We start from the raw sequence: 19,273 nt of genomic DNA on the forward strand, positions 1-19,273 counted from the left end.
TGGTTATCTGATCGAGGTTATGAAATGACAGCGGCCGCTGAAAAAACCAATCTTCTGGGGATGCCGAAAGCCAAGCTCGAAGCTTTCTTCGAATCCCTGGGAGAGAAGCGTTTTCGTGCCACACAGGTGTTGCAGTGGATACATCAGCGTGGCGCTGATGACTTCGATCAGATGACCAATATGAGCAAGGCGCTGCGGGAGAAGCTGAAGCAGGTTGCCGAGATCCGTGGTCCTGAGGTGGTTTACGACGAAACGTCCAAAGACGGCACCCGCAAATGGGTGATGCGCATGGACAACGGCAACAGTGTCGAGACCGTGCTGATACCAGACGGGGAGCGAGGCACGCTTTGCGTTTCCTCACAGATTGGTTGCAGTCTGGACTGCACCTTCTGCTCCACGGGCAAGCGTGGATTCAACCGTAATCTTACCGCGGCGGAAGTTATCGGCCAGGTATGGGTCGCGCGCAAGGCCTTTATGCCTTTCGAGCCGGGTCCGGATCGACCGATAACCAACGTGGTCATGATGGGCATGGGCGAGCCCCTCCTCAATTTCGACAACGTCGTCGATGCCATGAACCTCATGATGGAAGATCTGGCCTACGGGATCTCCAAGCGTCGGGTTACTCTCAGCACATCCGGTGTTGTGCCGGCTCTGGATCGCCTGTCGGAAGTTACCGATGTTTCACTGGCCATTTCCCTGCATGCGCCGAATGATGAACTTCGTAACAAACTGGTTCCGTTGAATAAAAAGTACCCGATAGCCGAACTGCTGGCTGCCACCAAGCGCTACTTCGCCCGGTTGCCGGACAAGCGCAAGGCAACGATCGAATACACCGTGATCGAGGGGATGAACGATCAGCCAGAGCATGCCCGCGAGCTGGCAGTGCTTCTGAGGGATCTGCCGTGCAAGATCAACCTGATTCCCTTTAATCCGTTCCCGGAAAGCGATTTCCGGCGGCCAAGCATGAATGCGACCCGTCGCTTCCAGACGGTTCTGAACGAGGCCGGTTACATCACGACCATCCGAACCACCCGGGGAGACGACATTGATGCCGCGTGTGGTCAGCTGGTAGGGCGCGTCGAAGACAGGACCCGTCGGAGCCAGAGGTATATTCAGGTTCAGCAGGTAAATCCCTGAACCAGGAACGTCTTGCAGCCCAATCGAGGAAGGGGACACCCGTGATAACGACACCAGCAAACCGACGCTTTTCCATGTTAGTGGCCGTGCTGCTGACTGTGCTGGTTACAGGTTGCGTTACCACCACCGACAGTCGGTTTTCACGGGAAGCGGATAAGCAGGAAGCACTGGATAACTATGTCAAACTGGCTACAGCCTATATAGGACAGGGCAACCTCGAGCGTGCGCGTCATCACCTCGACAGGGCGTTGAAGCTCGATTCAGATGACCCTGGAGCCAGGGCCGCGATGGGTCTTGTTTACAACGCCGAGAGTGAACCCGAGCTTGCGGAGCGCAATTTCAAACAGGCTATTTCCGAGGATCCGGGCTATACCAGGGCGCGAGTCTACTACGGTGCCTTCCTGTTCGGCCAGAACCGGATGGAAGATGCGCGCGACCAGTTCCGCGCTGCATCAAGGGATACTGGTTACCAGGACCGGGGGTCGGTGTTCTTTAACCTTGGCATGACTCAGGAGCGGCTCGGAGAACTGGAGGCTGCCGCCACATCTTATCGCCGGGCGGTTGAGCTGACGCGGGGTGATGCCCGCTCCCTGCTGGCGCTTTCACGGGTGTCTGTTGAGACCGGTGACTACGACGATGCGGCCCGTTACTATTCGCGCCTGATTTCAATGATGCAGAGAAATCAGCGTCTGGTTCATTCACCGGAGAGTCTTCTTACCGGCATTCGTATTGCCCGCTATTACAGTGATGAAGACCAGGAAGCGAGCCTTGCACTTCAGCTCAGAAATAAATTTCCGGAGTCAGTCGAATACCAACAATATAAGGTGCTGATTTCTAATGGCAACTGAAGAAAATCCACAGCCAGCGATGAAGGACCCCGTAGGGCAGCAGCTACAGAAAGCAAGGGAAAAAGCCGGTTTGAGCACCGGAGATGTCGCCGCAGCGCAGCATCTGCGCCCCTCGGTGATCCAGGCGATAGAGTCGGGAGATTACAGCCAGATTGACAGTGAACTCTTTCTGAAAGGGTATGTCAGGGCTTATGCAAGACAGGTTGGGCTGGATGCGGATGCGGTAATCGCCGATCTGGATCAGGAGCTGGAGCCAATCCGGCAACAGCGCGAACAGGAGCAGGAAGCCAATCCTCTGGTTGATATTGAGCGCCGCAGACGTCGGAAACGCCAGCTGGCCAAGGCCCTGTTCTTTCTGGTCGTCGTGGGTATTGCCGGTTATCTGGCGTTTACCTTCCTGCTTCCTGAACAGGATGTTGCACCCTCGGAGGCGGTAACGGAGTCTGAGGCGTTGCCTGAGGAGGAAGAGCAGGGGGCAACTGAGCAGTTGACAGCGTCGGCTGAGCCAGAACGTTCCGAGCCTCAGGCTGTAGCAACCGTTGAAGAGCCTGAGCCTGCAGTAGTGGAATCTGAGCCTGAGGTTGCAGAGCCCCAGGAGCCGTCGACAGAACAAGTTGAACTGGATGCTGGCGAGGCTCAGGCCACGGCAGACACTGCAGTCGTTGAAGACTCCGTTCAGGAGCCGGTCGACCCGGTGACCGAGCAGATTCCGGCGGTTGTTCAGACGCCGGATCCGGTTCTTGAAAATCCAAATGGCTTTTCTGAAGTGGCGGACACTGGCCGGCTTCAGATTCGCTTCAGCGACGATTGTTGGGTTCAGGTCAGTGATGCTGCGGGTAACCGGTTGGTGAATTCGCTTCAGCGGAACGGAGACCAGATCGATGTTGCCGGACCAGCGCCGCTCAGGGTTGTCATTGGTGCAGTCGATGCGGTCGAATCCATCCGTTTCCAGGGTGAGCCCGTGGATATCGGCGGCTACCGGGTTGTCAACAACCGGTCAGAATTTACCCTGACAATCTGAAACTTGATCAAATTTTCTATATCGGTCAGCAAGACATGAAACAGGATTCCCCGATTACCAGACGCAAATCCCGCCAGATCATGGTGGGCAATGTTCCTGTGGGTGGCGACGCGCCGATTGCGGTGCAGAGCATGACCAATACCAACACCTGCGACGTGGAGGCCACGGTTGGCCAGATCACGGCATTGCAGGAAGCGGGTGCGGACATCGTGCGGGTTTCTGTGCCTTCCATGGACGCTGCAGAGGCGTTCGGAAAGATTCGGGAGCGGGTATCCCTGCCACTGGTCGCCGACATCCATTTCGATTACAAGATCGCGCTCAGGGTGGCGGAGCTGGGTGTAGACTGCCTTCGTATCAATCCGGGCAATATCGGCCGCGATGATCGCGTCAGTGCTGTTATCAGCGCGGCGCGGGACGGCAACATTCCGATTCGGATCGGTGTAAACGCGGGTTCCCTGGAAAAGTCTCTTCAGCGTAAATACGGTGAACCCACGGCAGACGCGCTGGTGGAATCCGCCATGCGCCATATCGATATCCTCGACCGTCATGATTTCCAGGACTTCAAGGTCAGCCTGAAAGCCTCCGAGGTGTTCATGACCGTGGATGCCTACCGTAAGATCGCCCAGCAGATAGAACAGCCGCTCCATCTGGGGATTACCGAAGCCGGTGGCCTGCGCTCGGGCACCGTCAAGTCCTCCATTGGGCTGGGCATGCTTCTGATGGATGGCATCGGCGACACCATACGCGTATCACTGGCGGCGGATCCGGTGCAGGAAATCAAGGTGGGGTTCGATATTCTCAAGAGCCTTCGCCTGCGCAGCCGGGGCATCAATTTTATTGCCTGTCCGAGCTGTTCCCGCCAGAACTTCGATGTCATCCAGACCATGAATGACCTGGAAGCGCGGCTGGAGGATGTGAATGACTCCCTCGATGTGGCCATCATCGGATGCATCGTCAACGGCCCGGGTGAGGCCAAAGTTGCCGACCTCGGACTGACCGGTGGCAGCCCCAAGAATCTTTTCTACATGGCGGGCAAACCGAACCAGAAGCTGGACAATGCCACGTTGACCGATGATTTGGAGCGCCTGATTCGCGAGGAAGTGGCACGTCGCAAGGAACAGGAAGAATCGATCATTGCCCGTTCGGACAACTGATCGTTTCCATTCCCGGGCACAACCATCCAGACAGATTTAAGGGTTAACATTGGCAAAGATTCAGGCAATTCGCGGGATGAACGATATCCTGCCGGAGCAAACGCCCGTATGGCAGTTTGTGGAGTCCACGGTACGCAGGGTGCTGTCCCAGTATGGCTACCAGGAAATCCGCATGCCGATCGTGGAACAGACCGACCTGTTCAAGCGGTCGATTGGTGAAGTCACCGACATTGTCGAAAAGGAAATGTATACCTTTGAAGACCGCAACGGTGACAGCCTGACCTTGCGCCCGGAGGGCACAGCCGGTTGCGTCCGGGCGGCCGAGGAACACGGCCTGCTGTTCAACCAGACCCGTCGACTCTGGTACACAGGCCCCATGTTCCGACATGAGCGTCCGCAAAAGGGTCGCTATCGTCAGTTTCACCAGATCGGCGTGGAATGTTTCGGGATGACTGGTCCTGATATCGATGCCGAATTGCTGATCCTGACCGCAAGACTCTGGGAAGAGCTCGGACTTGCCGAGCATACCCGTCTGGAGATCAATTCCATTGGAACGTCCGAATCCCGACGGGTTTACCGGACAGCCCTTGTAGAGTATCTGAGCCAGTTCAAGTCAGACCTCGATGCAGACAGTCAGCGTCGCCTGGCGTCTAATCCCTTGCGAATCCTGGACAGCAAAGATCCTTCCACCCGCAAGATCCTGGAAAACGCGCCCAGCCTAGACGACTATCTTGATGACGAATCCCGAGAGCATTTCGAGCGTCTGAAAGCTTTGTTGGATGCTGCGGGCGTGGCGTACTCAGTTAACCCGGCGTTGGTTCGGGGCCTGGATTATTACGGCAAGACCGTCTTCGAATGGATAACCGACAGTCTCGGTGCCCAGGGTACTGTGTGCGCCGGTGGCCGATACGATGGCCTGGTCGAACAGCTGGGTGGCAAACCGACAGTCGCCGTAGGCTTTGCGATGGGTCTGGAGCGCCTTATCCTGCTGCTTGAAACGCTTGGGCTGGTCCCGGATTACGTGAACAGCAACGCCGATGTGTATGTGACGGCTATGGGAGACGGGGCGTTGGCGCCAGCGCTCATATTGGCTGAAAAACTGCGTGCAGCCTTGCCGGAGCGAGTTATCGTTTCTCACTGCGGGGGCGGCAGTTTTAAAAGCCAGATGAAGAAGGCTGACCGGAGTGGCGCCAGGTACGCAGTGATTCTGGGTGAGAATGAGGTGGCCAATGGAACTGCGGGACTGAAACCCTTGCGTGCTGATGAGCCTCAGACCGAAATTGCCCAGGACGAGTTGGCCGCTGCGCTGGCCACGGCGCTGGCAAACTGAATCTGATCAAATTTACTGATACAAAAGCAAAAATTCGACAACAGGAGTCCTCATGGCAGAGTTGCGCACCGAAGAAGAACAGATCCAGGCGATCAAGGACTGGTGGAAGAAGAACGGCAGTTCCCTGCTGATCGGCATTGGTGCGGCCCTGGCCATCGTGTTTGGCTGGCAGGCCTGGCAGAACCATCAGGCCCAGCAGCGCACCGAGGCAGCGAACCAGTTCGCCAACCTGCTGAATGCCTTCAGTGACCAGGCCGATGAAACCAGCGGCGAGACCGTCGCTTTCGTGGCGCAGACCCTGAGAGAAGATTACACAGACAGTGCCTATGCGGTTTACGGCAATCTGATCCTGGCACGCCAGCAATTGATGCAGGAAGGCAATGCCGAAGCTGCTGTTGATTCCCTGAAGTGGGCGCTGGACAAGACCGGCGAGCACGAAGCACTGGCGCTTGTGGTGCGCAATCGCCTGGCTCGCGCCCAGTTTTCCGCGGGCCAGTACGAAGAGGCGCTGGCCACCATCGATGGTGCCGGTAATGCCGACGCGTTTGCTGCCATGTACTCCGAGCTGCGCGGCGACATCCTGCTGGCGCAGGGCGACAAGGAGGGCGCTCGCGAAGCCTATCTTGCTGCCCGTGAACAGAGCCAACAGGGCCGCAGTGGCATTCTGGAACTGAAACTGGCTGACCTCGGTGTCGGGGAGGATGCCTGATGCCACTCCTCCGCGACAGGATTTCGAAACGCGGACTGCTGATGGGGCTGGCGCTTCTGGCGGCACTTTCCGGCTGTAGCACGACGGATACCTTCGAACAACCTGTTCCGGTTCCTGAAATTGAGGCGACAGCCGAATTCAAGAGAGTCTGGAGCATGTCCGTGGGCGACGGTCATGATGGCGATTTTCTCTACCTGGCACCCCTGAACACCGGCGATCTGATCTACGCTGCTTCGGCGGACGGGGAGCTGTACGCCGTGGCGTCGGATTCCGGCAAGGTTGTCTGGGAATCAGAGTTTGAGGAGCGCATCTTCTCTGGTCTCGGCGGTGATGGGCAGAATCTCTACCTGACCACCGAGAACGCTGATCTGGTGGCGCTCTCCCGTGAAGATGGCACCGAAATCTGGCGCCAGCCACTGCCGACGGAAGTGTTGTCCGCGCCTCAGTCTAATGGTTCTCTGGTTGTCGCCCAGACCACTGATGGCAAGGTTCTCGGGTTCAGCGCTGCCGATGGCGAAAAGTTATGGCAGTACGACGGTACCGTTCCGGTCCTTTCGATGCGGGCCGCCGCAGCCCCGTTGGTTGGTGGTGACGTGGTCATAGCGTCTTTTGCCAGCGGTAAACTGATTGCCCTGGCCGCAGGCTCGGGTCAACCGATGTGGCAGTATGAAGTGGGCCAGCCCCAGGGGCGTACTGAGCTGGAAAGGCTGGTCGATGTGGCGGGGCAGCCCCTGGTCATTGAAACCGCCGTCATGGTGGTTGGTTACCAGGGTAAACTTGCCCTCGTTGATATTCGTACCGGGCAGGAAATCTGGAGCCGGAAAGCTTCCAGCCTCTATTCCCCGATGATTGGCGGCGGCGAGATCTATCTGGCCTCGGCCAATGGCGACATTGTTGCCCTGAGAGGCTCGGACCGCCGGGAAGTCTGGACCCAGGATCGTCTCGCCTGGCGCCAACTGACCCAGCCAATGGTTTACGAAGACTACCTGGTGGTAGGCGATTTCGAAGGCTACCTGCACGCCATTGACCGTGAGAACGGCAAGCTGGCCGGCCAGCTGGAGTTCGACGATGAGGGTATCCGCGTACCGGCACAGCGTCTTGCCAATGGTAACCTGCTGGTTTTTGGCAACAGCGGAAAGATGGCCGTATTCCAGGTTAAACCGCAGGATTGATCCCCAATTATGACCCCAGTTATTGCCCTTGTCGGACGCCCCAACGTTGGCAAATCGACATTGTTTAATCAGATGACCCGTTCCAGGGATGCCCTGGTTGCGGACTTCCCGGGGCTTACCCGTGACCGCAAATACGGTGAGGGCAGCTATGAGGGGCAGCGCTTCATCGTCATAGACACCGGTGGTCTTACCGGTGACGAGCAGGGCCTCGATCTTGAAATGGCGCGTCAGTCCATGCAGGCGGTGGAAGAGGCTGACATTGTTCTGTTCCTGGTGGACGGTCGTGCCGGTCTGACCGCGGGCGATGAACTCATTGCAGACAGTCTTCGCAGGTCCGGAAAGCAGGCTCATCTGGTTGTGAACAAGACCGATGGCCAGGATCCGGACATTGCGGCATCGGATTTCTACAGCCTGGGCTTTGAATCCACGTTCCTGATTGCCGCGTCCCACAACCGGGGTATCCGTTCGATGCTCGAAATCCTGCTGCCCTCCGAGGAGGAGCGGGAGGAAGAGGATCGGGCTGATCGTTACCCCGGCATCCGCATTGGCGTGGTCGGCAGGCCGAATGTAGGCAAGTCCACCCTGGTCAATCGGATGCTCGGTGAAGAACGTGTCGTGGTTTACGACATGCCGGGCACTACCCGGGATAGCGTTTACATTCCGTACGAGCGCCAGGGCAGTCAGTACACTCTGATTGATACCGCAGGTGTCCGCCGCCGCAAGAATGTCAGCGAAGTGGTGGAGAAATTCTCCATTATCAAGACGCTCCAGGCAATTGACGATGCCCATGTGGTTATCCTGGTCATTGACGCCCGGGAAGGCCTGGTGGATCAGGACCTCCACTTGATCGGGTTTGTTCTTGATGCCGGTCGCTCGTTGGTGATCGCCATCAACAAATGGGACGGCATGGACCCGGAAGACCGTGCCCGTGTAAAGGAGCAGGTGCAGCGTCGCCTCGACTTCCTGGATTACGCTGATAAGCACTATATTTCGGCGCTCCACGGGTCTGGCGTGGGTGTGATGTACGAGTCGGTGGAAGCCTGCTACGAGTCTGCCATGGCGAAATGGCCGACCAACCGCCTGACGGCCATTCTCCAGGATGCCATTGCCCAGCATCAGCCACCCATGGTGCACGGACGCCGAATCAAACTCCGTTACGCCCACCAGGGCGGGTCCAACCCGCCGGTCATTGTGGTTCACGGTAACCAGGTGGATTCACTGCCGGGAGCGTACAAGCGGTACCTTGAGAATACCTTCCGGAAGGTCCTGAAAGTGACCGGTTCACCAATTCGCTTTGAATTCAAATCGGGTGAAAACCCGTTTGCCGGTAAAGTGGATCGCCTGACCCCACGCCAGAAGGTGAAGAAGGACAACGACGAGAAGAAAGGCCGTCGTCCTAAGAAACAGCGCCAGAAGAGTCTCAAACGCTGATTTGGTGATCGGGCTCAGGGTTTATCCCTGGCCCGCTTCAGCGTTTTCAACCTGCTTTGCTTGAACCGCAGTCAAGGCGACGGTAAACACAATATCCTCCACCAGTGCGCCCCGGGACAGATCGTTGACCGGCTTTCGCAAACCCTGCAGCATTGGCCCGATACTGACCACATTGGCACTGCGCTGAACCGCCTTGTAGGTAGTGTTGCCGGTATTCAGATCCGGGAACACGAACACCGTGGCCTTGCCGGCTACCTTGCTGTCTGGCGCCTTGCTCCTTGCCACGCTATCGATGGCAGCAGCATCGTACTGAAGCGGCCCGTCTATCAAAAGATCCGGTCTGCGCTCACGAGCTATCCTCGTTGCTTCTCTCACCTTGTCTACGTCCTGGCCACTGCCGGATTCCCCGGTGCTGTAGCTGATCATTGCGACCAGGGGCTCGATGCCGAAGGCTTCGGCGGATTCAGCGCTCTGGATAGCGATGTCTGCCAGTTCCTCGGCATTCGGATCGGGGTTGATCGCGCAGTCCCCGTAGACCACGACCTGTTTTGGAAGCAGCATGAAAAACACCGAAGAAACCACTTTTGCGTGGTCATGGGTCTTGATGAGCTGAAGGGCGGGGCGGACTGTGTTCGCGGTTGTGTGGATGGCACCTGAAACCAGCCCATCGGCTTCGTCCAGAGCCACCATCATGGTACCGAGAACGACGTTGTCCTCGAGCATAGCTTCGGCCATGTCCGGAGTGAGGCCTTTATGCTTGCGCAACTCGACCATCGGGTCGACATAACGCTCCTGCACTTCAGCCGGATCAATGATTTCGATATCTTCGGGCAGTTCCAGATCCTGGGAAGCCGCCACGCGCCTGATCTCAGCGGCATTTCCGATCAGGGCACACCGGGCCAGCTTGCGTTGATGACAGATGATAGCGGCCTGCACGGTTCGTGGCTCGCTGCCTTCCGGCAGTACGATGCGCTTGTTTGCTGCCCTTGCGCGTTCCGACAGCTGATACCGGAAAGCGGGCGGGGACAGCCTGTTCTGTCGAGCCACTTTAAGGTGCTGCTGCAACCAATCGGTGTCTATCCGGGTGGCGACCACCTCCATCGCTTTTTCAATCCGGTTGGGGTCATCAACGGGAATGGCGGAAGACAGATTCGCCAGCATGTGAGCCGTCTCATAGGTATTGGCATCGGAGCCAAGCACCGGCAGCCCCGTTTCGAGTGCCCGGTGGCAGAGCTCGATCACACGCCGGTCAGGCATCAGACCGCCAGTGAGCATCAAACCAGCCAGTGGGACGCCGTTCAGGGCTGCGACAGCAGTGGTCACCACGATGTCTTCCCGATCACCCGGGGTGACCAGCAAAGTACCGGGCCTCAGGGTTTCGGTCATATTGCGAATGCTTCGGGCACACACGGATACCTTCTGGACCCGCCTGTCGTGCATCTGCCCCTCATGGAGAACCGGTAACCCCAGCTCTCTGGCTATGTCGGAGACGCGGGGTGCAAGCAGCTCGGGCTGCCAGGGAATCTCCGCAATCAGCCGAAAGCGGCCCTCACTGAACACTTTGCACTGTCCGCGGTAATCGATGGTAGACGGGGTATGGGGTTTGCTGTTGGACCTAGGTTCAAGGGCCGCGTGTTCTGGTTCTCCCACCTTGTTCAGGATGACGCCGATGACATCCGGGTCGCTTGGGTTGGCAAACAGGCGGGATGAAAAATCCAGTTCCTCATCCATTTGCCGGGCGTCCAGGTTTTTGGGCGTGCTCACCAGGATGACCTCGGAACCCAGATTGCGGGCGACCTCCACGTTCAGCCGGGCAATATAGGCTTCGCTGCGGTCTGGGACCAATCCCTCAATGATGACGACGTCCACGTCGCGCGCAACTTTCTGGTATTCGCCGACCACTGTCTCGAGCAGGTAATCGGATTTGCCCCTGTTGAGCAGTTGCTGCGCTTCCTTGAGCGCAATCGGATCTGGTGGATTCAGATGGCTGCTGGCCCTTACGAAAGAGACCGAGGTGTCCTGACCTGCGTTGTGCATGGATTCGGCATGGTGAACGGTCTGACAGAAAGGTTTGTAAAAGCCAACGCTCACGCCGACCCGTTCCAGGGCGCGCAGCAGGCCGAGGCAGACCGACGTGAGCCCTGAATCCATGGATGTCGGTGCGAGAAAGAGACTCTTTGCCATGATGGTAATCCTGATGATGCGTATGGGTCAGCCGGGCGTAAGAGCGCCGGCAAGCCGCGAGGCCTCCCGCGCAATAACCAGTTCCTCGTTGGTGGGGATGACCAACACGGGAAACCGGGAGTCGGCGCTTTCGATCCGACCGTCGCTGAATTCGCCTTGATGATTATTGAGGTCCGGGCTGAGTTCAAATCCCATGAGCTTGAGGTGGTGAATGGTTTCGGCCCGGATCCGGGCACTGTTTTCCCCGATGCCGCCAGTAAAGACGAGCGCGTCCAGATGGCTCAGGGAAGCCATCATGCCGCCAATGTAACGGGCCAGGCGGAAGCAGAACACATCAATGGCGATTTGAGATGGCTCATGGCCATGGTCTGCCAGCTCACAGAGCGAGCGCATGTCGTTGGTCTGGCCGGAAAGACCCAGCAGGCCGCTTTCCTGGTTCAGGACCCGGTGTACTTCGTCAGCGGCGATTCCCTTGCCGCGGAGAAAGTCGAACAGGCCCGGGTCGACATCCCCGCTTCGGGTTCCCATTACCAGGCCTTCCAGCGGCGTAAGGCCCATGCTGGTGTCCACACTGATCCCATCGCGGATGGCTGCAATACTGCACCCGTTGCCCAGGTGGGCCGAGATGACCGAGATGGTTGCCGGTGTTTTGCCCAGCCGACTAGCAGCCTCTGATGCCATAAACGCATGACTGGTGCCGTGGAATCCGTACCGGCGAATTCCCCAATCGCGATACCAGGCTTCCGGCACCGCATAGAGATATGCTCTTTTGGGCAGTGTCTGGTGAAAGGCGGTGTCGAAAACCGCTGCCTGGGGCACGTCGGGAAACCGGGCCAGGGTTGCGCGAATTCCGGACAGGTTGACCGGATTGTGCAGGGGCGCAAGGCCCGCGCAGTCCTCAATGGCAGTGATAACATCGTCATCAATAAGCGCAGCCTCACGGAAGGTCTCGCCGCCATGAACTACCCGGTGGCCAACGGCCGTGGGAGCCGACGCCATCAGTCCTTCATCCTGAAATACCGTAACCAGTGTATTGAGCGCCTGATCGTGACTGGCGCCTGGGTCCAGGGGAATGGCTTTGTCCAGGCCTTCAACATGGGCAAACGCATCGTTCTGACCGAGGCGCTCGGCGAGGGCAGAAGCCAGCTTGTTATGTTGGCAATCGAACAGGGCGAGTTTCAAGGATGAGCTGCCGCAGTTCACGACAAGTACGGTGTCTTCCATGGGAGTGGGGTTCCAACGATTTCGAATCTATACCCGGTGATTGCTCGCCAGCCAGGCATCAAAATCCGGAGCTGGCAGAGGCCGACTGTAGAAGTATCCCTGTGAGAAGTCGCAACCTTCCTTTTTCAGGAAGTGGGTCTGGGCCTCTTCTTCCACCCCTTCTGCAATCACCCGCAGGCCCAGGCTATGGGCCATGTTGATGATGGCCCGGACCAGTGAGGCATCCTCGGGCTCTTTCATGACGTCCTGGACGAAGGACTTGTCAATTTTCAGCGTATCAAACGGGTAGCTCTTGAGATAGCTGAGTGCCGAGTAGCCTGTACCAAAATCGTCCACTGACAAGCGGATCCCGACCTTGTCCAGTTGACGCAGGATTTCGGCGGTCTCAATGGAGTTGTCCAGAATCAGTCGTTCGGTGATTTCAAGCTCCAACTGTTCCGGTGCCAGGCCGCTGGCAGCAAGGGCGTGCATCACGGCCTCGGTAAAGCCAGGATCCCGGAACTGGCGCGGGGAGACGTTCACGGAAATGCCAATGTCTTTGCCAGTGGCCTGTTTCCAGCCCACGGCGGCCCGACAGGCTTCCTCAAGAACCCATTCGCCGATCGGCGTTATCAGGCCGGTTTCCTCGGCCAGCGGAATGAATCGATCGGGCATCACCATGCCCATGGCCGGGTTATTCCAGCGCAACAAGGCCTCCACCGAGCAAAGCGTACCGGAATCGGTATTCACAATCGGCTGGAAATACAGTTCGAACTCATTCAGTTCCAGAGCCCTGCGCATGCTGGACTCCATCTTCAGGCGTTCGTGAGAGACTTCGGTCATCTCCGGCGCAAAGTGGGCAAAGGAGCTCTTGCCTTTGTGCTTGGCCTGGTACATGGCTGCGTCGGCGTGTTGCAAGAGGGTGCCACTGTTATCCGAGTCGGTCGGGAAAATCGCAATCCCGATGCTGGTCGTTACGAACACTTCCTGGCCATTGAGAATGTAGGGCGGAGAAAAGGTTTTCAGAATACGCTCTGCCACCTGGGATGACGCCTCCGGGCCGGTCAGGCCGGGCAAGATCACCAGAAACTCATCGCCGCCCAGCCGGGCAACGGTGCTGGTGCCGCGGAGGCAGCTGGAAATTCGACGGGCTGCTTCAATCAACAGGTTGTCGCCGGCATCGTGGCCGAGGGTGTCGTTTATGTGTTTGAAGTTATCGAGATCGAGGAACATCACGCCCACGAGGGTGCTCTCCCGGCGCGCCTGAGCCAAAGCCAGCTTCAGTCGGTCCAGGGCTAGCATCCGGTTGGGCAGGCCGGTGAGGATGTCGTAGTTGGCCTGGCGCAGCAGCTGCTGTTCATAGCGCTTGCGAATGCTGATGTCCTCGCCCAGGATGAGGTATCCGGTCGTACTGCCGGATTCGTCCTTGATCGGAGTGACGATCAGTTGCTCCCAGAAACGTTCTCCGTTTCGACGCACGCTGTTCACTTCACCCTGCCAGACACCGACCCGCTGTACCTGTAAGCGAATTGATTGCCATAGATGACGGCTTTCACGGTTTTCGATTTCGTTGTTTCCAAGCGCCCCGGGATGTTTTCCCACAATCGACGAGGCATCGTAGCCGGTCAGCTGAGTAAATTTCTGGTTTGCAAACTCGATGCGCCACTGCCTGTCGCAGATGAGAACCGACGAGGGGCTTTGTTCGATGGCCTTGGAAAACTTCCGGATCTCCGCCGCATCTTTTTGCTGACGCTCCATATCCGCGTTGAGCCGTTCACGCATTTGATTGATCGCGTCCGTAACCCGGCCGAGCTCGTCGTTTCGGTTTGAGGGTGTGTTGGGCCTGTCCAGTGTCAGTGGCCTGGAAGTCGTTTTCAGGGAGAATTCCCGCGCGTAATTCGCCATGGTGGTCAGGTGGCGTGCCACGAAGTGCTGGAAGATCCAGATGATCAGGATGGAAACAAAAAACGTCTTGAGAAACTGGGTCAGGAGAATCACACCCACCTTCCGCTTGAGTTCATCGTAGACGCGGTCCAGATCGGCGGTCACCGTAAGCTCGCCCAGTTTGAACATTTCATCGCCCTGGTGAACCAGATTGAAGCTGTGGGAAGTGGTTTTCGCGTCCCGTGGGATCTCACCCATAACCAGCTCGGAGTCGGGTTCGATTCTCAGCCGAAGATGCACCACATCGGGCAAGCTCAGAATGCCTTCCATCTGGGTTTGCAGGAGCTTCTGGTCAAGGGCCCACAGACTGCGCGCCAGACTGGAGGCATAGCCAGACTCAACCACCTGCATGCGATTGTCGATCTGGGATAGATCTTTTCGATAATCGGAGTAGATCTGAAGCGCGGAGGCCACCAGCGTAAAGGCGGAACTGAACAGAAGAATCCAGGCCAGCAGCCTGAAAGACAGGGGCGAGCCTGTGCGAAAACGTTGAAGACGCGTCGACAGTTTTGGCATGTATTGAACTTCAGCCACCCAGACCGGTTAGGAGATCGGACACTTCCTTTGATTCCGACTATAGCAGCAGTTTCTTTCAAATGCCTTGCAAATGCAGGAAAAATCGAAGGAAATGTGTTGTGGTTCAGTATTTATGCGTACATCGAGCCTGACAAATACGTTGACCTGGATCAATACCTTGCGGGCGTGCCGGGCGTAACCTGAGTTTAATCAAGTTAATTGCCGGAAGGAGAAGCAAAGTGTATATGGACGCCGTTGTTATCGCGGGTATTGCGACTGTACTGCTGATGGTTGGCTTTTTCGTTGGTGTGGGCATCTTCGTGATGAGAGATCAGAAGGAGCACGGGCACCAGGACAGAAAAGAAGGGAAGCACGGCCATAAACCGGTCTGATCGTGTCATGGGGAAACATTTGTTTCCCTGACACATCAAGGCAGAAAAATTGGCGTCCCCTAGGGGGTTCGAACCCCTGTTGCCGCCGTGAAAGGGCGGAGTCCTAGGCCACTAGACGAAGGGGACGCAACGTTTTCAACACCTTGCCTCGTCGAGGTGGCGCGTATATTAAGTAAGCCTCAGAGCAGTGTCAACGCCTTTTGTGAAAAAAGTTCGTACTCCGTCTCATCGGGATGACCCCGGAGAGACGGATTGAGAAAGGGCCTGTTCAAGTTCTGGATACCGGAATTCAAACTTTTCCTGTGTAAGCCTCTCTGGGATCGCTCTTTGTCCGGTGAGCAGGAGGCGCGCCATTTCTCCCAGCGCAACCTTGAGTACCGGTGCGGGCGCCGGGAAAAGGGTGGGGCGATGCAGAACCTTCCCGAGAGTACGGGTGAATTCTGCGTTGGTTGCCGGGTTAGGGCTCACTACATTGAACGGACCAGACGCGTTCGGGTTTTCCATCATCCAGATGAGGGCCCCGACGACGTCATCCCGGTGTATCCAGGGCATGTACTGTGTACCGCTTCCCAGGCGCCCGCCAAGTCCAAGTTTGAAGGGCAGTATCATACGTTCCAGAAAGCCACCGCCCGGGCCTGCCACCACTCCGGTCCTTGAAAAGCAGACCCTCACGCCATCGTCGGCGAGAGGTTTGGCGGCATTTTCCCAGTCGCGGCATAAGCGGTGAGTAAATTCATCATTTGGGCTGGTGTCTTCAGTGACGGTCGCGGCTCCCTGATCCCCGTAAAAGCCCACGGCTGATCCAGAGACCAGCACCTTCGGCGCCCGCTCCCAACTGCGGATGACTTCAACCAGCGTTTCCGTTACGCCGATACGGCTGTCCCGCAGTTCCTGCTTGCGAGTCTCAGACCAACGCTTGTCTGCGATGCCTTCACCGGCAAGATTGATAACGGCATCGTATCCCGGGTGGGAACGAAGCTGCTGGAGGTCGCTGACTGCTTCAACCCGGCCGCAACTGGACTTCACCGTTTCCGGAGGTTGCCGGCTGAAAACCGTCAGCTCGTAGTCCCGTGCCAGCAATTCGCGACACAGAACATGACCTATAAACCCGGTGCCGCCGGTAATCAGAATCCTTTTCGACATTTTTGTTGCTCCTGTCGTCCAATGGCCGCATTTGTTTGCAAAAGCCCGACTCAGGCTGGCGTCTGTTCCAGTTGAAGCATAACAACATCCCGGATCGCCTGTCCCAACAGGGGATTTTCTCCGATTGGAGGCGCGAGCTGGATGGTTGCGCCATGCTCTTTCTCGAGGTCTTCAATCATCGCGGGAACGTCCTTGCGCAAGTGTCGCCCAGCAGCAAGGAACAGGGGGATGATGGTAAATTCGGTGGCTCCTTCCGTAACACCTTCTCCTACAACGGTGTCTATGGATGGTTCGGCGAGTTCCATGTAGGCAACGCGCGCGTTGTCGACAGAGGCGAGGGTTGGAGCTGCAAGCTTTTCAAAGGTCTCACACCAGCGCTTGTCACTGCTTCCATGGGCCAACAGAATAATGCGGGGGCTGTTCATTGCCGCTCCTGAAGTAGTCAATTTTACGGGGCCTGTCGTAAGTCCGGGATGCCGGCCTCGGGTGGGGCTCGGTACTATCTCCGGCCTCCGGCAATATCTCCGGCACTATTTAAAGTAACAGGGTGACGCTGAATGTTCGATTGGAAAGAGATTCTGGATTTCTGGTTTGGCGAGTTGGACGAACATGGACTGCCGGACAGTGACCATCGGAACAAGTGGTTCCGATCGGATCGACGGTTCGACCAGGAAATCCGTCGGCGTTTCCTGTCGATGGTGCTTTTCGCCTCCGAGCAGGGTCTCGACCACTGGCGAAGTGAGGCCGGCGGGATACTCGCGGAGATCATTCTGCTCGATCAGTTTTCCCGGAATATATTCCGTGGCGGTGCCATGGCCTTCGATCAGGACCGACAGGCCCGAAAGCTTTGCCGGCAAGCGATGCAGAAGGGGCAGGATATGATGCTCGCACCGGTCCACAGGGCGTTTCTGTATATGCCCCTGCAGCATTCCGAGCTCAAGGAAGATCAGGATATGTCCGTGGAATGTTATGAACAGCTTGCACGGTCGACCCAAGGTATTCTTGCCGATTTCATGGCCAGTTTTCTGCAGTCCGCCCGGGATCATCGGGCCATAATCCAGCAGTACGGCCGTTTCCCCCACCGCAACAAGGCCCTGGGCAGGACCTCAACACCAGAGGAGCAGAATTATCTGGAAGGTGGGCGACGGTTCGGTCAGTAAGATGATCGCAGTTTCCTTAAAGTTTTGTATAAAAAACGTACATTCTGACGGGGTTGGCAATTTTCCCTGATAAAATGCGCAACACTGAATTGTGACAGGCCCGCAAGACAACGTTGGGCTTTCCATTAAGTTATCGGGGATATGTAATGCATAGAACGCGGCGTTTTTCGACTGCAGGGCTGTTTTTGGCCGTGTGTGCTGCGCTACCTTTTTCATCGTTTGGCGCTTCGCTTGACGAGCAACTTCTTGATCGCCTCAGTGAAGTCGCGCCGAAAATTGACAAAGTGGTTCTCAAGACAGCGATCAATGCTTCCCGTTGCGCTGTGTCCAACGGCGTTCAAATGCCCGAGCGCCTGGCGGTTATCGATTTCTCGTTGCCCTCCAGTCAGGAGAGGCTCTGGATCTTTGACCTGGAGAAGGAAGAGTTGCTGTTGCGTGATCTTGTTGCACACGGCAAGAACTCCGGGAATTTTGAATCGACTGCTTTCTCTAATGTAGAGGGCAGCCATCAGTCCAGCATCGGCCTTTTCCAGGCCCGGGAATCCTACTTCGGAAAACACGGTTACTCGCTCAGGCTCGATGGTCTTGAGCCGGGGATCAATGATCTTGCCAGGCAGCGCGCCATCGTGATTCATGGCGCCGACTACGTGAATGATGACTGGGTCAGCAAATACGGCCGCATTGGGCGAAGCCACGGGTGCCCCGCAGTGGATAACCAGATCGTCAAACGAGTGGTAGACAACCTGAAGGGCGGGCAATTGGTGTTCAAGTACTATCCTGACCAGGAGTGGCTGCACAGTTCCGGGTTCCTGAAATGCGACAACAAGACGCTGGCTGGAAAAAACCTGAAAAAAAGTGGTTGACGCCTTCGTCGGGATCCGTAGAATACGCCTCCGTTGTCGGTTACAGCCGATCAGCATTGCGGGAATAGCTCAGTTGGTAGAGCACAACCTTGCCAAGGTTGGGGTCGCGAGTTCGAATCTCGTTTCCCGCTCCAGATTCAAAAAACCCGGTCCTGAAAAGGACCGGGTTTTTTCGTTTTCGGGCACCTCCAAACTCGGCGCCAGGGAGTGTGGTCAGGTATACTCAGCAGCCTGTTGCGTATCCTGATTCTTTGGGGGAGGCTGCCCGTCATGAAGGTCCATTCGCTGTTCGTGTACCCCGTCAAATCCCTGTCTGGCATTGAAGTGTCCTGTTTCAATACCGATGATTTCGGGCCTGTTGGGGATCGCCGGTGGATGATCGTCGATGATGATCGGCGGTTTATTACCCAGAGAGAGCATCCGGAACTCGCCCGGGTGGGAACCCGTCTGGATGATGACCGGGTGGTCATCAGTATTCCCGATGAGGGCGAGTTTGCCCTGACTGCCACAGAGGAAGAGGTTCGGGTTCTGGTCTGGCGAGACTGGGTGAAGGCCCAGACGGGTTTGTCGGAGGCAAACGACGCCCTGAGCCGCTTCTGCGGCAAGCCCGTTCGCCTGGTCTTTATGCCGGACAGTTCCTTTCGCCGTGTTGATGCGGGCCGGGTTGATGAATATCGGCGGGTGGGCTTCGCTGACGGGTTCCCGTTTCTGGTGACCAATACCGCCTCCCTGGCAGAGCTGAATAACCGGCTCGACGCACCAGTAGAGATGCGCAGGTTCCGTCCTAACATAGTGGTTGAGGGTGCTGAGGCCTGGGAGGAAGACCACTGGCAGAGCCTGAACATCGGCGCCAACCGCCTGAATGTGGTCAAACCCTGTTCGCGCTGTGTCATGACCACCGTGGATCCCTCGACGGGCCAGAAGGATGCTGCCCTGCAACCACTCAGGACGCTCTCGGGCTATCGGAGAACCCAGGAGGGAGTCATCTTTGGCCAGAACGCCATTCACGAATCACCGGGCATTATTCGGGTGGGTGATCCCGTTACTGTCAATAAATCGGAGTAGA

General features: G+C 57.1%; 17 protein-coding genes and 2 tRNA genes. 13 read left to right on the top strand and 6 right to left on the bottom strand.

Features of this window, described 5'->3' with window-relative positions; translation table 11 throughout:
* Window positions 1–24 precede the first annotated feature (24 nt).
* The 8 genes from rlmN to der all read left to right on the top strand — a co-directional run bounded on the left by rlmN (window position 25) and on the right by der (window position 8,802).
* Window positions 25–1,137 (top strand): 23S rRNA (adenine(2503)-C(2))-methyltransferase RlmN, encoded by a 1,113-nt coding sequence (gene rlmN, locus SIC15_RS08795; protein ID WP_209397866.1) that lies wholly within the window; start codon window positions 25–27, stop codon window positions 1,135–1,137.
* Window positions 1,138–1,211: 74 nt separating this feature from the next.
* Window positions 1,212–1,985, top strand: a complete 774-nt coding sequence (gene pilW / locus SIC15_RS08800) for a type IV pilus biogenesis/stability protein PilW (protein ID WP_069184987.1) — start codon at window positions 1,212–1,214, stop codon at window positions 1,983–1,985.
* The gene (locus SIC15_RS08805; protein WP_412537484.1) at window positions 1,975–3,006 is read left to right on the top strand and encodes a RodZ domain-containing protein; all 1,032 of its coding nucleotides are present in this window, start codon (window positions 1,975–1,977) and stop codon (window positions 3,004–3,006) included. The genes pilW and SIC15_RS08805 overlap by 11 nt, the downstream gene beginning before the upstream one ends.
* Window positions 3,007–3,041: 35 nt before the next feature.
* Window positions 3,042–4,160 (top strand): flavodoxin-dependent (E)-4-hydroxy-3-methylbut-2-enyl-diphosphate synthase, encoded by a 1,119-nt coding sequence (ispG, locus tag SIC15_RS08810; RefSeq protein WP_069184989.1) that lies wholly within the window; start codon window positions 3,042–3,044, stop codon window positions 4,158–4,160.
* A 76-nt stretch (window positions 4,161–4,236) separates the two neighbouring features.
* Entirely contained in the window at window positions 4,237–5,490 is a 1,254-nt protein-coding gene (gene hisS, locus SIC15_RS08815) for a histidine--tRNA ligase (RefSeq protein WP_412537485.1), read from the top strand.
* Window positions 5,491–5,542: 52 nt separating this feature from the next.
* Window positions 5,543–6,199, top strand: a complete 657-nt coding sequence (locus tag SIC15_RS08820; RefSeq protein WP_069184991.1) for a YfgM family protein — start codon at window positions 5,543–5,545, stop codon at window positions 6,197–6,199.
* A complete protein-coding gene (bamB, locus tag SIC15_RS08825) occupies window positions 6,199–7,371 on the top strand; it encodes an outer membrane protein assembly factor BamB (RefSeq protein ID WP_412537486.1) in 1,173 nt (390 codons plus the stop codon). Before SIC15_RS08820 ends, bamB begins: the two co-directional genes overlap by 1 nt.
* 9 nt (window positions 7,372–7,380) lie before the next feature.
* Entirely contained in the window at window positions 7,381–8,802 is a 1,422-nt protein-coding gene (der, locus tag SIC15_RS08830) for a ribosome biogenesis GTPase Der (protein ID WP_069184993.1), read from the top strand.
* Window positions 8,803–8,823: 21 nt separating this feature from the next.
* On the opposite strand, the gene pta is transcribed toward der, so the two are convergent.
* The 3 genes from pta to SIC15_RS08845 are packed head-to-tail and all read right to left on the bottom strand — an operon-like array spanning window position 8,824 to window position 14,649.
* Window positions 8,824–10,986 (bottom strand): phosphate acetyltransferase, encoded by a 2,163-nt coding sequence (pta, locus tag SIC15_RS08835; protein ID WP_412537487.1) that lies wholly within the window; start codon window positions 10,984–10,986, stop codon window positions 8,824–8,826.
* 27 nt (window positions 10,987–11,013) lie between these two features.
* Window positions 11,014–12,210, bottom strand: a complete 1,197-nt coding sequence (locus SIC15_RS08840) for an acetate/propionate family kinase (RefSeq protein WP_412537488.1) — start codon at window positions 12,208–12,210, stop codon at window positions 11,014–11,016.
* Between the two features lie 27 nt (window positions 12,211–12,237).
* Window positions 12,238–14,649, bottom strand: coding sequence for an EAL domain-containing protein (locus tag SIC15_RS08845; protein ID WP_412537489.1), 2,412 nt, complete (start codon window positions 14,647–14,649; stop codon window positions 12,238–12,240).
* 287 nt (window positions 14,650–14,936) lie between these two features.
* On the opposite strand from SIC15_RS08845, the gene SIC15_RS08850 reads away from it, so the two are divergent.
* On the top strand, window positions 14,937–15,041 hold the full coding sequence (locus SIC15_RS08850; protein ID WP_412537602.1) for a hypothetical protein: 105 nt from the start codon (window positions 14,937–14,939) through the stop codon (window positions 15,039–15,041).
* 50 nt (window positions 15,042–15,091) lie between these two features.
* Here SIC15_RS08850 and SIC15_RS08855 read toward each other — a convergent pair.
* The 3 genes from SIC15_RS08855 to SIC15_RS08865 all read right to left on the bottom strand — a co-directional run bounded on the left by SIC15_RS08855 (window position 15,092) and on the right by SIC15_RS08865 (window position 16,609).
* Window positions 15,092–15,167, bottom strand: a tRNA-Glu gene (locus SIC15_RS08855).
* Between the two features lie 99 nt (window positions 15,168–15,266).
* Window positions 15,267–16,184: a TIGR01777 family oxidoreductase gene (locus tag SIC15_RS08860; RefSeq protein ID WP_412537490.1), complete on the bottom strand. Its 918-nt coding sequence runs from the start codon at window positions 16,182–16,184 to the stop codon at window positions 15,267–15,269.
* Between the two features lie 50 nt (window positions 16,185–16,234).
* Window positions 16,235–16,609 (bottom strand): sirohydrochlorin chelatase, encoded by a 375-nt coding sequence (locus SIC15_RS08865; protein ID WP_412537491.1) that lies wholly within the window; start codon window positions 16,607–16,609, stop codon window positions 16,235–16,237.
* Window positions 16,610–16,741: 132 nt separating this feature from the next.
* Between SIC15_RS08865 and SIC15_RS08870 the strand changes: the two genes are divergently transcribed.
* The 4 genes from SIC15_RS08870 to SIC15_RS08885 all read left to right on the top strand — a co-directional run bounded on the left by SIC15_RS08870 (window position 16,742) and on the right by SIC15_RS08885 (window position 19,272).
* Complete coding sequence (locus SIC15_RS08870) at window positions 16,742–17,344, top strand: DUF924 family protein (RefSeq protein WP_412537492.1); 603 nt, start codon at window positions 16,742–16,744, stop codon at window positions 17,342–17,344.
* 146 nt (window positions 17,345–17,490) lie between these two features.
* The gene (locus SIC15_RS08875; RefSeq protein WP_083231877.1) at window positions 17,491–18,207 is read left to right on the top strand and encodes a murein L,D-transpeptidase catalytic domain family protein; all 717 of its coding nucleotides are present in this window, start codon (window positions 17,491–17,493) and stop codon (window positions 18,205–18,207) included.
* 58 nt (window positions 18,208–18,265) lie between these two features.
* Window positions 18,266–18,341 (top strand) — tRNA-Gly (locus SIC15_RS08880).
* Between the two features lie 136 nt (window positions 18,342–18,477).
* Window positions 18,478–19,272: an MOSC domain-containing protein gene (locus tag SIC15_RS08885; RefSeq protein ID WP_412537493.1), complete on the top strand. Its 795-nt coding sequence runs from the start codon at window positions 18,478–18,480 to the stop codon at window positions 19,270–19,272.
* Window position 19,273 lies beyond the last annotated feature (1 nt).

Source organism: Marinobacter sp. MIT932201, from assembly GCF_047123295.1.
Classification (GTDB): domain Bacteria; phylum Pseudomonadota; class Gammaproteobacteria; order Pseudomonadales; family Oleiphilaceae; genus Marinobacter; species Marinobacter salsuginis.

Excerpts from the sequence above, each read along its gene's own strand:
- hisS (WP_412537485.1), top strand. The coding sequence starts at position 4,237 with ATGAACGATATCCTGCCGGAGCAAACGCCCGTATGGCAGTTTGTGGAG.
- SIC15_RS08850 (WP_412537602.1), top strand. The coding sequence starts at position 14,937 with ATGGTTGGCTTTTTCGTTGGTGTGGGCATCTTCGTGATGAGAGATCAG.
- SIC15_RS08865 (WP_412537491.1), bottom strand. The coding sequence starts at position 16,609 with ATGAACAGCCCCCGCATTATTCTGTTGGCCCATGGAAGCAGTGACAAG.
- der (WP_069184993.1), top strand. The coding sequence starts at position 7,381 with ATGACCCCAGTTATTGCCCTTGTCGGACGCCCCAACGTTGGCAAATCG.
- pilW (WP_069184987.1), top strand. The coding sequence starts at position 1,212 with ATGTTAGTGGCCGTGCTGCTGACTGTGCTGGTTACAGGTTGCGTTACC.
- SIC15_RS08805 (WP_412537484.1), top strand. The coding sequence starts at position 1,975 with ATGGCAACTGAAGAAAATCCACAGCCAGCGATGAAGGACCCCGTAGGG.
- rlmN (WP_209397866.1), top strand. The coding sequence starts at position 25 with ATGACAGCGGCCGCTGAAAAAACCAATCTTCTGGGGATGCCGAAAGCC.
- SIC15_RS08875 (WP_083231877.1), top strand. The coding sequence starts at position 17,491 with ATGCATAGAACGCGGCGTTTTTCGACTGCAGGGCTGTTTTTGGCCGTG.
- SIC15_RS08885 (WP_412537493.1), top strand. The coding sequence starts at position 18,478 with ATGAAGGTCCATTCGCTGTTCGTGTACCCCGTCAAATCCCTGTCTGGC.
- SIC15_RS08820 (WP_069184991.1), top strand. The coding sequence starts at position 5,543 with ATGGCAGAGTTGCGCACCGAAGAAGAACAGATCCAGGCGATCAAGGAC.
- SIC15_RS08845 (WP_412537489.1), bottom strand. The coding sequence starts at position 14,649 with ATGCCAAAACTGTCGACGCGTCTTCAACGTTTTCGCACAGGCTCGCCC.
- SIC15_RS08860 (WP_412537490.1), bottom strand. The coding sequence starts at position 16,184 with ATGTCGAAAAGGATTCTGATTACCGGCGGCACCGGGTTTATAGGTCAT.
- ispG (WP_069184989.1), top strand. The coding sequence starts at position 3,042 with ATGAAACAGGATTCCCCGATTACCAGACGCAAATCCCGCCAGATCATG.
- bamB (WP_412537486.1), top strand. The coding sequence starts at position 6,199 with ATGCCACTCCTCCGCGACAGGATTTCGAAACGCGGACTGCTGATGGGG.
- pta (WP_412537487.1), bottom strand. The coding sequence starts at position 10,986 with ATGGCAAAGAGTCTCTTTCTCGCACCGACATCCATGGATTCAGGGCTC.
- SIC15_RS08840 (WP_412537488.1), bottom strand. The coding sequence starts at position 12,210 with ATGGAAGACACCGTACTTGTCGTGAACTGCGGCAGCTCATCCTTGAAA.
- SIC15_RS08870 (WP_412537492.1), top strand. The coding sequence starts at position 16,742 with ATGTTCGATTGGAAAGAGATTCTGGATTTCTGGTTTGGCGAGTTGGAC.